Here is a 14,571-nt window from a genome sequence, read left to right as displayed (position 1 = left end):
GCAATTGCAAAAAGATAAGAATGTTGACACTACAACATCAGTTTTATAACTCAAATATTTTGATTAGTATGAGACGGGGATTGCTAGCCCTGTCAAGGTGGTTCAAAAATACTTTTTAACCGCACTCGACACGTTCGCGTATCTCCTGCGAAGACGCTACGCGTTCGCGTACAGCCCTGCGGGCATAGCTTGCGGCAACGCGTAGCATATGCCTTGCACATAGCCAGCCGACGCTCATAGGCATAGAGCGCAAAAAAATTCTCAATCTGGGTAACTTACAGATTGAGAGGGCTAGATGGGCATTGCCCAACGCCACTCCTCTCAACGCGGGGAACCCGCGCACGAGGGTGGCTCCCCTACGTATATTTCAAAAATCAAATAGGATTCCTATAGCTAAGGAATTTATTTGATTTTATATTAAAAAAAGCTTAAAGGAATGTAGGGATCTTCAGGTTCTATTCGTTCTGGATTGTTATCATTAATCCATTTTTCTAGTTGCTCGTCTTTAACCTCAAAAGGTCTTGGAGGATAAGGCAGTAAATAAATTCTTTCTCTTCCCGGTTCTTCTTCTATTTTCCCACCAAAGCTCTCCCAGTTTACCTTGATTTGACTGAATAACTCTTTAGGAAAAGCAATCCCCTGATTTTGCAGAAAATTTTTAATTTCATCGGATTTTTCCTGACTACTTTTACTACTAATAAGGATATCTCTAAACTGCTTACCCACATCATCCTTTTGTAACCAAGAGCGGGCAATAAGTTGAGATATCTTTTTATCTTGTTCAAATAAAAATTCTTCAATTCCTTCATTATCTGTCAGATTTGACTCATTCACCCCCCCTCTTGTCTCACCTATAGTTTCTAAATTTTCCTTAAGCAGATTTATTAATTGTTCTGAAACTGCATTGTACATATCTTGATACGTACTCATATCTTGATAATCTCCTTACCAATTTAAGTTCATTATCGCATAAACAGGTTAACAAAAAATATTGACTTCTATGAAAAATCAGAAATTAAGAGTTTAAAATATTAAATTTCCTCTAATTTCAACATTCTCTCTCAATACGTGTTTCTCAATGGGAGAGAAACTTTTGAGAAAGACCTTTTGCCCATCCTGGCGCTTGAGCCGATAAACTATAGAGTTAGCGCTTTCATGCAATTTTTTGGTAATTTGGTACCCTGTAATATTAACCATTGTTGACTCACTCTCTATTGATTTCAATCAGGCAGATATCACATCGGTTATATAATTAGTTGTCAAGGTTTTTGCTGATTTTCATATAACTTTTTAACAAAAAACCCTACCGGAGCAGGGTTAGATCGCAAGCTACGCAATATAGCTTAACAAAATCTTTCGCTTAAGCCTTGCCAATGTACTTTCACAACCGCAATGCAATATAAAGCTAGGTAATCATTTGGATTCTCCTTTAACGCTTGCTCGCAACATTCAAGTGCCTCGGCATACCGTTTGTCATAACTAAGCATTAGCCCTCGCTTACTGCGCCAATGGTTAAATAAACTTTGATCGAGGGCAATCGCCCTATCGAAATCGACTAAACCTTCTTTATAAGACCCTATCAATTCATAGATTAAACAGCGATAGGCAAATGCCCAAGCATAATTGGGATTAAGCTCAATGGCTCTTGTTAAATCGGTTAAAGCTTTTTCATAATATTCCTTACCCAGAAAGCGGTAAGTGACTCCTCGATGAGCTATTGCCCATACATAAGCAGGGTTTAGTTCAATAGCACGGTTGAAATCTTCTAGAGCTTCAACATAACGTTTCATAAGTTTATAAGTCTCTCCGCGATGGGCGAATGCCCAAACGTAATTCGGTATCAATTTGAGAACCTCATTGAAATCCTTCAGGGCTTCCGAATACTGTCCCGTCAATCGGTAAGTCTCAGCCTGTTGGAGTAAGGCTTTAGTGTCCTTAGGTTTTTTTTCTACAATCAGATTGAAATTGGCTAAGGTTTGCTCGGAATACTTCATTACCTAATTCCTACTGATTCAGTGAACAAATGCATTCCCAAACGCATCATCATTTCGCTATCTACAGGTGCTAAAGCTTTCGGAGGAACATAAAGTGTTGATACATCTGTTACTTCAGTCTCTGGTAGTGTAGCCAATGGTATATGCTTAATAACAGGTTTACAAACAGGATGATAAACGGCTGCTTCGTAAACAATGACTTTGTGGTCAGCGCTGTAATATCTTCTTAAAACTTCAGTTAATACAGTTATGGCTTGAGACTGCTTCTCCAATTTATAAAAGCCAAGATTACCAGTAAAAGCTATTTGCCATAAAATTAGAGCACTAGTAGGGTCAAATTTACGCTGCCGAATGAGAAAGTCCGTAGTCTCAAAACTTTGACAACCATTTCGTCCTGGGTCGAGACCTAGATCGGCATATAAACAATCCTCTGCTGAAATGCCAGGGAGCATTTGTGCTCTGAAACCTTCATTTTGTGCTTGTTTCATAGCTTCATGGGCTGGATCTGCAAAAACGCCAGGATGTCCGTAAAAAACAGCACAAACATTCAGCCCCTGACGAACCTCAGTGAGAATTTTCTCAACCATTTCCTGATAAGTCTGTCTGCGCCGGTGGTTATTTGTATTGTAAGGTAAGGCTTCTGCTGTTTCATTCAGCGATCGCAGCCATTTTGCTGTAACTGGGTCAGCTACGGCAAACAAAACTTTATCAGCTTGTTCAATCCAGGCTTTTGCAGCTAGAGTGAGATGACCAACTAATTGAATACCTGTGCCTACAATGGTTAAAGAACCTGCTTTCAAATTCAATCTCCTCTTCATCGTTTCTCAAGACCTATCCAAAGCTCCACGATAAGTGGATACATCTGGACTAGAGGATCTTCGCCATAATGTACTCGTTACAATTTATGGTTCATTGCATTTATTTTTTTTTCATTTCTCCAACAATATTACCAGTTCTATATAATATTTTTCAATTGAAAAATCCAAATTTTTATTAAAAAAAACTAACTTATTTAAATATAAATTGCAGACAATTCTAATATGAGAATTCCAAATCATTCACTAACAATTTTAAGTACTGTAGGTAGGACTTTAGACCACTGTACAAATATTTCAAAAATCAACCGCTAGTTCCATACCATATTTGGAGCTTTTATAACTCATATTTTTTGTCTATGCAAATAGACTTTTTCCCCATTCCTCATCTATAATTCATATATGATTTTTCTATGAACAATCTATTAATTTTTATAATTTTTACCCAATCATCTGAATTCAATTTATAGTATTTATTGACACTTAGTTTTTCTACAAATAGATAACTTCGATTGAAAATACTCCCGATATAACTGACAACTGGGAGTTGCTTTATTATTATCTAATTTAATCAACCCCATACTACTGAGCTTATACGCAACAACAGATTCTAACTGCACGGATTCCGTAGCATTTATTACTGTCTGAAGAGCAGATGCTAATTCTGGCTGTGCTTCCAATGTCGCCCAATGACGCTGCAAGTGGTGGTAATAAATGCTCGTGGGTGTAGAAGCACTTTGCAGCAGTTGTGTCAAAGTGAGTTGTTGCTGACTGAGATGATAAAGTGCCAAATGTACAAGGGCTGGATGACCCCCGCTCGCGTCCATTAAAAGTTCGACTTCCGAACCATCCTTCCAACACAATCCATAACGTAGGGCTAACTGCATGACTTGCTCGAAACTAAAACTTTGTAACTGAATTGGAAGACCGACATTGAATGGTGACTGATGAAGTTGCAAGGGAACATACACTTCTGTAGAATGAACCACAATCAGACGCAGCTTTTGCCAAATCGGTCGTCTTTTCGCTTCTTCGTACCACGATCGCAACAATGGCAAGAATTCTTTCGCCACCTGTGGATGCTCAAAAATTTGGTTCACCTCATCCAAAGCCAAAACCACAGGAGAATCAATTTGTTCGAGCACGTAGTTTCGCAAGTAAAGCGAACAACTCACTTTACTTCCAATATCTTCATCCCAGTAATCATCCAATCTTGGTTCTATCTGAAGTTGACGGGAAATATTAGCACAAAGCCAACGTAAAAATCGATTCAAATCGCTCAGAATTTCTCGGTCAATTTGTTCTTCAAAGTTCAGATCGATCGTGCGGTAACCAATGCAGCTAGCATATTCCAGAATTCTTGACAACAGAGAAGTTTTCCCCATTTCCATTGGCGCTTTAATCCGAATCAAAGCTCCCGGTTTAGTAATTTCTCGGTAAACCTGTGCGCCAACTACAGTATTTTCAATATAGTAAGGGGAGTCTAAGGGAACAGAACCACTGGGATACGGAGGTAATACATTTTGATGCACGTGGATGGGTTGGGAGAGAACTTGGGTTGCAAAGGGCGATCGCATTTCTGGTTGCATCCCCCTAAGATTAAAACTAGGAGTTAACTTTGGCGAACTCACCATGTCCTCCCAATCAATCCGAACACCATCCTGCAACCAAACCATTGATGATTCAGCGGGGTTTTGAAAAATAACTGGTAGCCAAGTCGCACAAGGATAGTCTTTCTCCAGTGCTTGCAATCTTTCTCGTGCAGAACGGACTGCAACATATAAAGATTTACCAGAGGAAAATTCAGTTATGAAATATCTTAAAAATTGTTGAGCGATCGCATCCGGAACAGCCTCCCGCATCACGATCGCTTGAGGTATATTCAAATCTTCGAGTTGTTGCGCCAACCCCAAACCATCACAGGAGTTAAAAATTGCCAGTTTTAACCCACGACCCATCGCTTGCTTGAGAGCATACTTAAGTTTCTCAAGGGAAATTTTATCTGTGGGATTAATTTGCAGAATCCCTTTTTCTTGACTGGAACTATGACCTGCAAAAAAAAGAATATCCCAACCTTCCTGCCAAAGATGGTCATTCAAATCGCGTAAATTTGGCTCAACTAAAAATTTAATTTCGGCTCGATGGGTGAATTTTTCTAAAAATATCCGATCGTGACTGATATCAATTCCTTGCGCGTTCCCAAAAATTGCCAGAATTCTCAGTTGAAACTTTCGATAATTAATGGGTAATTTATTAGAATTTTGATACTCTGCTGCACTTAAAGCCACTTCCCCATAGGGATAATCCTCAAAAAACTCCCACAGATGCCAGGGCAAATGCCTCAATAAAGCATCATTAGTTTCTATAATGAAGCGAATTTCATCAGACGGTTTTAATTGTGTACGTAATTGCCGATCGATTTTGCGAAATTCTCTGGAGTCCAACCATGTATTTAGTCCATTTGACAGCTTTTGAGATAACTTGACGATATCAACCTCAGAAACGTGAGTGAGTCCCACTTCTGAAATTTCAAGGTAATCATCTGTTTCCGGACTATTACGCCAACAACTCAGCCGTTGATAGAAGGCATAATAAAGTGCTTGCCAGTTTTGATAGAGTTCTAGAATTTTTGGTGCGGCTGGTAAACTAGCAGTGATTTTCATGTGGTAGGGGTTGCTAGCTTCACCAACTTGTGCGGTGACGGTAGCAAAGCCATCACGCAAGTTTCCCTGACCCAAGCTTAAAACAACTAACCTACTCATGTATGGGCTTACTCACAATTTGCAAGAGTTAATTTTTATTAGCAATTGTTTTAACTACCGAAGGACTCATGTGGCGGGCAATACCCAACCAACCCATATTTCAGAAATCCAACTACAGTCCTAATATTACATACAAAATTTTTTGGTTCTGGCTTTCTTCTGGTTGGCTTTACCCAGAATTATACTAGCTTTTTCAAAGTCATAAGCTGAAAATACTGCCGATACAACTCGCAACTGGGAATTGCGCGATCGCTTTCCAACTTAATCAATCCCATACTACTCAGCTTGTAAGCAAGTACGGGTTCTAGTAATACAGGGTTAGTGGTATGCATGACCCCAGTCAAAGCAGATGCGAGTTCTGGTTGTGCTTGTAAAGCAGCCCAATGACGGTGCAAGTGATGATAATAAATGCCCACTGGCGTAGGAGCATCTTTGAGAAGTTGCGTTAGAGTTATTTCACCACCACTCAGGTGATATAGTGCCAGATGGACTAGTGCTGGATGCCCCCCAACCATATCTGTGAGAAATTTTACCTCATTCTCATCTGCCCAATCAATACCATATTTTTGGGATAACTGCTGTACTTGAGCCAAGTTAAAGTTTCTTAACTGAAACGGTAATCCCACGTTAAACGGTGATTGATGCAGTTGTAAAGGCACATATACTTCTGTCGAATGTACGACAATCAGACGTAACTTCTGCCAAACGGGCTGTCTTTTAGCTTCTTCGTACCACGATCGCAACAAGGGGAAAAACTCTTTTGCCACTTGCGGATGTTCGATCAGGCGATCGACATCATCCAATGCTAGAACTATAGGAGAGTCAATGCGAGCGAGCACTTGATTTCTCAAGAACAGAGAGCAACTCACCTTACTACCAAGATCCCAATCCCAACAGTCATCTAGTTTTGGCTCAAGCCCCAATTGCACGGAGATATTAGCGCATAACCATCGTAAAAATCGATTGAGGTCGGTTAAAATTTCTCCTTCAAGATGCTCCTCTAAATTGAGGCTAACAGTCTGATAATTATGATTCTTAGCGTATTCTAGAATTCTTAGCAGCAGAGAAGTTTTACCCATCTCCCTCGGCGCTTTCAGCCGAATTAAAGCTCCTGGTTTGCTGATTTCTGCAAAAGCTTGCTCTTGAATGGCAGTGTTTTGAATATAATAGAGCGAATCAAGAGGAACGGAACCGCTCGGAAAGCGAGGGGATTTTTGTTTATTTATCGAAAAGTGAGTGGGAAATTGTCTTGGCGGTGTTGCGATCGTTGGAAAAGCTTGTGCAGTTGCATAAAATTCTAACAGCGCCCGACAGTTTTTTTTGGTCACGCGCCTCCCAATAATCAAAGACAGTTTTTGGCATAACCCCGGAGCAACAACATTAGTCAAGTAACCGGGACTGTATCCCCCTGCTTGAGCCATTTGACCGTAGGTTTGACTTTGCCAAATACCGCGCAGTATGAGTGTCTCTGTATCATTCAGAGGGCGATTTTGGGTTTCCAATAGCTTGTAATTTACAATTGCAAGTAAAGAATCAAGAGTCATGAGAAGTTGGCGTATTATTTTCCCGCCTGTGAATTGACTTCACGGCTTCGCTTTCAGAACTATAAGCGATAATGATTATAGGGAATCCTGTCCAAACACTCTCTTACTACCCAATACTATCAATTGCGCTCGCAAAGATATACTATCTGCTATGTTACCGTTTTCTATGTCTAAGTTGAGCAAGCGTATAATTAATTTTTTTTATATGTATTTTGGAAGTAGGGAGTTCTAAGTCATGCTATGAAATGTGAGTTATACAGCAATCATACTTAAATTATGAGAAAACACGTAGCGTTCTTGTCTAGATTTAGAGTAAAATTTAATTTAAACTTAGCAATTATAAATCGCGAATTTACAGACGAAACTGGCGCTACGCAGGTTATTTTCATAAAGTCCACGTAGGTAGACTTTATTTGTATAGTTGCAAATTATATTCGCGCCTAGCGTTCGCAAATTTCTTATTAATGATTTAGGATTAGTATATGGTGAAGCCATTGCTGACACTTGATTTACTTATAGAGGAAGCTGTTAAGTTTTCTGAGGTAGAAAGTACCTACGACGAACCATCGTTGTTTGGTGTTACTGATGGAAAAGCTGTTGGAACTTATTTAGAACAAAAATTTCGGACTTATTTAGCTTTGTTATATGAGTTTGGACTGGGGAATTCCGCTTCTGGAATAGATTTTCCAGATTTAAATATAGATATAAAAGTTACAAGCATCCGACAACCGCAGTCTTCATGTCCGTATAAATCGGCTCGGCAAAAAATTTTTGGTCTTGGATATGGGCTGCTAATTTTTGTTTACGAAAAGACAGATGACCATCAGTATAGAACTAGTAGGTTAGATATGCGCCATACTATATTTGTTGAGCCAAGCCGTACTGCTGATTATCAAATGACTCGTGGTATTCTAAATATTCTTGCCAATGATGGTAATTCTGACGACTTAGTTGCCTTAATAATGGATCGCAATCTACCAGTCGATGAGATAGAAGCACGCAATATTGCAGAGGAGTTACTTAACAATCCTCCCGAACAAGGTTATTTAACAATATCAAATGCTCTCCAATGGCGACTTCAATACAGTCGTGTTATACAGAAAGCAGGGGAGATAAGCGGTATTTTTAAAATAAGATAAAGTGAAATGGTACAACATAAAGCTAAAAATATATGGGAATTTGGTGATTTTCAAACACCACAAGACTTAGCCATAGAGGTAACTCAGCTTGTTCAGAGATTAGGTATAGCACCACAATCAATTTTAGAACCAACTTGTGGACGAGGAGCCTTTTTATTAGCAGCTTGCAAAAGATTTTCAAATCTTACTAAATTGGTTGGGGTTGATATAAGTCAGGAGCATTTGAATCACCTCACGATCGAGATTGAAGAAGAATCTTTACCTATAAATATTATTCCTGGAAATTTTTTTAGCTTAAATTGGTCTGAAATTCTCAAAACATTGCCCGACCCATTACTGATTCTTGGTAACCCTCCTTGGGTAACAAATTCTGATTTAGGAGTATTAAAAAGTTCCAATTTACCCAAAAAATCGAATTTTAAAGGAAAAAGTGGATACGATGCTTTAACGGGTAAAAGCAATTTTGATATTTCTGAATGGATGTTGCTACAGCATTTGAAATGGATGAGAGAACGCACTGGTGCAATCGCTATGTTATGTAAAACATTAGTTGCTAGAAAAATTCTAAATTATGTCTGGCAGCATAAACATAGGATTATCCGCGCCCAAATCTATAAAATAGATTCGCTGAAATATTTTAATGCTTCTGTAGATGCCTGTTTATTCATATTACAAATTGGAGATAGAGAGTTATCAAGTACTTGTGATGTTTTTGAGGATTTCTCACAGCAAAAACCAATATCAATTATAGGACATCATGATGATACACTTGTTTCCAATGTAATAAACTATAAGTGTTGGTCTCATTTAAGAGGCAAGGATTCAGGTTATATTTGGCGTTCCGGTTTGAAACATGACTGTTCTAATGTCATGGAACTAGAACGTGAAGCCGATAAATACCGCAACGGATATAATGCTATTTTTTATCTAGAGAAAGAATGGGTGTATCCTCTTTTAAAAAGTTCAGATATCGGTAATGGTCGCTTGTCCAATTGTAGAAAATATGTTCTCGTTACACAGCGTTTTATCGGAGAAGATACAACTTACTTGAAGTTTCATGCTCCTCATATCTGGAACTATCTTCAAAATTATAGACAAGATTTATCAAAGCGCCGCAGTTCTATTTATCGGAATCGTCCAGAATTTTCTATTTTTGGCATAGGGGAATATACTTTTGCACCTTGGAAAGTAGCTATCTCAGGGTTTTATAAAACTCTTAACTTTGTAACAGTCGGTTTAATTGATAATCAACCTATTGTCTTTGATGATACGGTTTACTTTTTACCATGTCAGTCACAATCTGAAGCTGATTTTCTTGTTAATCTATTGAATTCACAACCTGCTAGAGAGTTTTTAGAGTCAATGATTTTCTGGAGTGACAAGCGACCAATAACTATTGAACTACTTAAGCGATTAAATTTACGTTTGCTAGCACGGGTTTTGAATCGAGAAGAGGAGTATGATAGTTACACTTCAAAAAAACCCAGTCAGCAACTTTCAAATTCAATACAATTGAGTCTTAACTTGCTTACAAACTAAATGGCTTAGTCAGATCGCCGACTTCTTTAAAAAGTCGGGTATATAGATGTATTCTCCATTCATGAGGTTTTTATAGCCAGGACTTACGCAAAGCCCCCCTTTTTAAGGGGGGCTAGGGGTCTCCTCTGGGGTTGGGGGGAAATGGGGGGATCTGCAAAGCGTGAAATCCTTAAAATACCGTTGAGGTTGCGTAAGTCCTGATAGCAAATGACTAATAACAAATGACATTAACCACTCGTCAACTCAATCCAGTAACGCTCATAAAGTGCTTCAACTTCTTGACCCAAAGGAGCTAAACGCTCGCACTTTGTTAAAATGCTCTCTGAGGGAAACAAACTAGAGTTATTTTGTATTTTCTTGGGTAATTGCTCAAATCCAGCACGGTTGGGAGTGGAAAGACTCAAGCTTTGACTCATTTCAGATGCGACTTCCGGTCGTAAAATTAAGTTTATCCACGCATAAGCTGCTTCTATATTGGGGGCTGTTTTGGGAATAACAACAGTGTCAGTCCACAAAGAAGAACCACTTTTGGGAATGACGTATTTGAGTTTAGGATTTTCTTTGGTAATTTTGACAGCATCTGAGGAATAACACATTGCTAAGAGCAAGTCTCCTGCAACAATTTGATTGCGCCATGCATCGGTGGTAAAGGCTGCAACATCTGGTTTAAGAACCTTTAGCGTGTCAAAAGCTTGTTTAATTTCATTTTCATTGGTTGAGTTGTAAGAGTAACCAAGCATCTTCAAAACTGCACCTATGACTTCTCGGACATCGTTCATCAATGTCATTCGTTTTGACAGAAGTTGTTTGTTCTCCCAAAGATAGCCCCAGTTATCAGGTGGAGTTTTTAGCTTTTCGGAATTATAAATAAAACCTGTGGTTCCCCAACTAAAAGGAATACTGTGACGGTTATTTGGATCGTAGATAGGATTTTGAAACCTGGGAAATAAATTGTCTAACCCGATGATGCGATCGCGCTCCAATCTTGTTACCAATCCCAAGTCTACCATTTTCCGTACCATATAATCGCTTGGGTAAATCGCGCTATAGGCACTACCACCTCCCGCTTGGATTTTACTGAGCATGGCTTCATTGGAATCATACAAATCTGCCAATACTTTGATCCCCGTTTGAGCGCTAAAAGTTTTTAGTAAATCCTTACTAGTATATTGTTCCCACGTGTAGATGTACATTTGGTCGCGAGAACCTGTCGTAGCGGATGCACGGACGTTCCCAAGTCGCCAACCACAACCTACTAGGGACAAGCTAGATAGTGCTACTATTCCCGTAATAAATCCTCTTCTATTAGTCATTTGTCACTGGTCACTGGTCACTGGTCACTGGTCACTGGTCACTGGTCACTGGTCACTGGTCACTGGTCACTGATTAAAGCCAAACAATCACTTTCTGTCCACCAAGCATAGATAGGAGTTTCGCGATCTGGTAAATTAATAAATGTATTAGGTTGTAAAACATTAATCTGTAAACCGTTGATGAGTTGCACGACATAATTGATATGCGTTCCCAAATACATAATGTTAACTAACCGTCCTTCAAAGCAATTATTTTCAACGCTAGGTTTATAAAGAGATAGCTGTATTTTTTCAGGACGCACGCTAACAACAACTGCTTGTGATAAATCTGTTGGTGTATTTTCGTCGCGAGTCACGATAATAGCAAGCCCTGTCTTAGTTAAAATTTGAATGTGAGAAGCATCCGCACCTGTGATTTCACCCGCCAATAAATTGGTATCGCCAATAAAGTCAGCGACAAATACAGTTTGGGGTTGTTCGTAAATTTCGCTAGGAGTCCCTACTTGTTCTATTTTGCCTTGATTCATGACAGCAACCCGATCCGATAAAGATAGTGCTTCTTCTTGATCGTGAGTCACCATAATGAAAGTTAATCCCAATTCTTTGTGTAAATTGGACAGTTCAACCCTCATTTCTTTTCGCAATTTTAGATCGAGCGCTCCAAGAGGTTCATCTAGAAGCAATACTGCAGGACGGTTGACGATCGCTCTTGCCAAGGCTATCCTTTGCTGTTGACCCCCTGAGAGTTGATTGGGAAAACGCGATCGCAAACCCTCCAACTTTACCAATTCTAAAGCTTGTTTGACTCTGCTTTCTATTTCCTTCTTACGGAATTTTTTGAGCCGCAGACCAAAAGCAACGTTCTCCGAGACGTTCAAATGATTAAATAGAGCATAACTTTGAAACACAGTGTTAACAGGGCGGCGATATGGGGGAACACTAGTCATAGACTGACCGCGAATCAACACTTGACCTGCATCTGCTCTTTCAAATCCAGCAATCAGCCGAAGTGTAGTTGTTTTGCCGCAACCAGAGGGACCAAGGATACTAAAAAATTCACCTTGTCGAATATCTAAGTCTACTCCATGAACAGCAGGTTCCTGGTTAAAAAACTTAAAAACGTTAAGTAACTCCACATCGAGTGGTTCAAAACCTGCTGTTCCCCCCTGATTCTGGATTAGAGTCTGAGCCATAGTTCTTAATTTAATCCTCCTGAGAGTATAAGTGTTTTTGTTAATAAATGTAGTCGTAATGGTAAATGACAAGTTACACTTTGGTTTATTCTATGCTGTCAAAAAGAACTTACAGAAAAATATACTGTTAAGTTTATTTTGACCGTAAATACACTTAATTTCTATCTTTCCGGTCATTTTATATCAAAAAGAATTATTGCTGATAATGGTACTGTTTTATGGCTTCCTTAAAATCATCTGGATTTAGTGGATTTCTCGGAGATAAAGGTTTACGCACTGTTGGAAAAAATTACCAGTCTATATTTTTTATCATATTTACCATTGCGATGATGGCTGGTATTAATGCTCGCTTAGCGTATTTACAAATTGTTGAAGGTCCAAAACTCAGACAAAGAGCAGAGGCAAATCGGATTCGGACACTCCCCAAACAACCCGAACGAGGCAACATTTTCGATCGCAATGGTAAACTCTTAGCGACGACACGTTATCCTCGGTCAGTGTATCTATGGCCGATGGCGCACACAAAACCATCATGGTCGGTTGTCAGCGTGCGTCTCGAGCAAATTTTGAAAATCCCTAGAGAGGAAATAGAACAGAAATTAGACGAAGCCGGTCCAAATGCAACAGATCTTGTCAGGGTAGCACGCGACCTTAATGAATCCCAAGTCACCGCTATAAAAGAGTATGAAAGCGAACTCCCAGGAGTTGAAATTCATACAGAGGCAGTACGCTATTACCCCAATGGTAAAGCCATAGCCCATGTTATTGGTTATACTCGCGAGTTGACTCCAGAACAATTGAAAAAAAAGAAAAAAGAAGGTTATCGACTAGGAGATAACATCGGTCAAATGGGGATAGAAAAGGCTTATGAAAAGTTGTTGCGAGGAGAATGGGGCGGTCAGCAAGTAGAAGTCGATGGCAAAGGTCGTCCAATTCGCGTGTTGGGAGAAAAACAAGCAAAAGCAGGGAATGATATTCACCTGACTATAGATTTAGATTTACAAAAAGCAGCTGAAAAAGCGTTAACATTTTCCAGAGGAGCCATTGTTGCGATCGATCCAAACAACGGTGCTGTCTTGGCGCTCGTATCTCACCCTACCTTCGATCCCAATGTTTTTTCCAAACAACAACTTACTCAAAAAGACTGGGAAAGCGTACAAGGAAAAAACCATCCCCTCGTCAATCGCGCCCTCAGTGCCTTCCCTCCCGCTAGTACCTTTAAAATCATCACCACAACAGCAGGATTAGAATCGGGAAAATTTTCTCCTGACACAGTGCTACAAACTTACGGTTCTTTAACCGTTGGTGGAGTAACTTTTGGAGAGTGGAACCATGCTGGATTTGGACCTTTGGGATTCCCAAAAGCAATGGCAATGAGTAGCGACACATTCTTTTATCAAATTGGCAGGGGAGTTGGCGGTCCTACCTTAATAGAATGGACTCGTAAGTATGGCTTTGGCAAGAAAACTGGAATTGAGTTTGTAGACGAGGAATCAAAAGGATTAGTTCCAGATGAGAAATGGAAGCAGAAAACATGGAAAATTCCTTGGACTGTAGGAGACACCATTAATATGTCCATTGGACAAGGGGCGCTACAAGTCACGCCACTGCAATCAGCAATCATGTTCTCTGTTCCAGCCAACGGTGGTTATCGAGTCAAACCCCATTTACTCAAAGACCATGAAGAATCAAAAAAATGGCGCTCGTCATTAAACATGAAGCCAAGTACCATCAAAATTCTTCGCGATGGACTGCGGAAAGTGATAACTGAGGGGACAGGAAAGCGTTTAAACGTACCATCCGTTGCTGCAACCTCCGGAAAAAGTGGTACTGCTGAAGCTGGAGTTGGTCGTCCCAATCATACTTGGTTTGGGGCATATGCTCCAGCAGATAAACCAGAAATTGTAGTCGTGGCTTTTGGTGAAAACTCTGGCGGACATGGAGGAAGTGATTGTGGACCTGTAGTTTTACAAGTGTTGGAGGAGTATTTCCACAAGAAGAATCCCAGCAAATATAAAAAATCTGAATCCTAGAAATTAGGGGCTTCCAAATAAACAATCTCCCAAAATTTCTTGTAGTGTGGGCTTCTTGCCCGCCATTAATATAGGACGGGCGAGGACGCCCATCCCACAAGACAAAGAATTTATAGCGCCCTACCCCCTACTCCCCACTCCCTTTCTTGTATTCTGCTGAGCAGACTACGGTTGACACTTTAGTTTATTCTCTAGCTAAAACGTATTACATAAAGCTGCAACACTCTAGTTAGTTTTCT

10 protein-coding genes are annotated in these 14,571 nt (G+C 39.7%); 3 read left to right on the top strand and 7 right to left on the bottom strand.

Annotation, left to right across the window (positions count from 1 at the left end):
- Window positions 1-417 precede the first annotated feature (417 nt).
- From ACKTT2_RS17490 to ACKTT2_RS17470, 5 genes are all read right to left on the bottom strand, one after another.
- Window positions 418-912, bottom strand: coding sequence for a hypothetical protein (locus ACKTT2_RS17490; RefSeq protein ID WP_407889142.1), 495 nt, complete (start codon window positions 910-912; stop codon window positions 418-420).
- 431 nt (window positions 913-1,343) lie between these two features.
- Window positions 1,344-1,994 (bottom strand): tetratricopeptide repeat protein, encoded by a 651-nt coding sequence (locus ACKTT2_RS17485; RefSeq protein WP_407889140.1) that lies wholly within the window; start codon window positions 1,992-1,994, stop codon window positions 1,344-1,346.
- Entirely contained in the window at window positions 1,994-2,794 is an 801-nt protein-coding gene (locus ACKTT2_RS17480) for an SAM-dependent methyltransferase (protein WP_407889138.1), read from the bottom strand. The genes ACKTT2_RS17485 and ACKTT2_RS17480 overlap by 1 nt, the downstream gene beginning before the upstream one ends.
- A 488-nt stretch (window positions 2,795-3,282) precedes the next feature.
- Entirely contained in the window at window positions 3,283-5,571 is a 2,289-nt protein-coding gene (locus ACKTT2_RS17475; protein ID WP_407889136.1) for an AAA-like domain-containing protein, read from the bottom strand.
- 179 nt (window positions 5,572-5,750) lie between these two features.
- Entirely contained in the window at window positions 5,751-7,115 is a 1,365-nt protein-coding gene (locus ACKTT2_RS17470) for an AAA-like domain-containing protein (RefSeq protein ID WP_407889134.1), read from the bottom strand.
- 482 nt (window positions 7,116-7,597) lie between these two features.
- Here ACKTT2_RS17470 and ACKTT2_RS17465 point away from each other — a divergent pair, with 482 nt between their 5' ends.
- On the top strand, window positions 7,598-8,254 hold the full coding sequence (locus ACKTT2_RS17465; RefSeq protein WP_407889132.1) for a type II restriction-modification system restriction endonuclease: 657 nt from the start codon (window positions 7,598-7,600) through the stop codon (window positions 8,252-8,254).
- Between the two features lie 6 nt (window positions 8,255-8,260).
- On the top strand, window positions 8,261-9,793 hold the full coding sequence (locus ACKTT2_RS17460; protein WP_407889130.1) for an N-6 DNA methylase: 1,533 nt from the start codon (window positions 8,261-8,263) through the stop codon (window positions 9,791-9,793).
- Window positions 9,794-10,020: 227 nt separating this feature from the next.
- Here ACKTT2_RS17460 and ACKTT2_RS17455 read toward each other — a convergent pair whose 3' ends face one another.
- Window positions 10,021-11,106, bottom strand: a complete 1,086-nt coding sequence (locus tag ACKTT2_RS17455; RefSeq protein ID WP_407889128.1) for an ABC transporter substrate-binding protein — start codon at window positions 11,104-11,106, stop codon at window positions 10,021-10,023.
- A gap of 59 nt (window positions 11,107-11,165) precedes the next feature.
- Window positions 11,166-12,299, bottom strand: coding sequence for an ABC transporter ATP-binding protein (locus ACKTT2_RS17450; protein WP_407889125.1), 1,134 nt, complete (start codon window positions 12,297-12,299; stop codon window positions 11,166-11,168).
- Window positions 12,300-12,517: 218 nt separating this feature from the next.
- Between ACKTT2_RS17450 and mrdA the strand changes: the two genes are divergently transcribed.
- A complete protein-coding gene (gene mrdA, locus ACKTT2_RS17445) occupies window positions 12,518-14,332 on the top strand; it encodes a penicillin-binding protein 2 (protein ID WP_407889123.1) in 1,815 nt (604 codons plus the stop codon).
- Window positions 14,333-14,571: the final 239 nt, after the last annotated feature.

Origin of the sequence: Scytonema hankhaensis NUACC26 (assembly GCF_045865695.1) — a bacterium.
In the GTDB taxonomy this organism is placed as follows: domain Bacteria; phylum Cyanobacteriota; class Cyanobacteriia; order Cyanobacteriales; family Nostocaceae; genus Scytonema.
The sequence above is the reverse complement of the archived record's forward strand: the minus strand, read 5'-3'. Positions and strand labels throughout refer to the sequence as shown.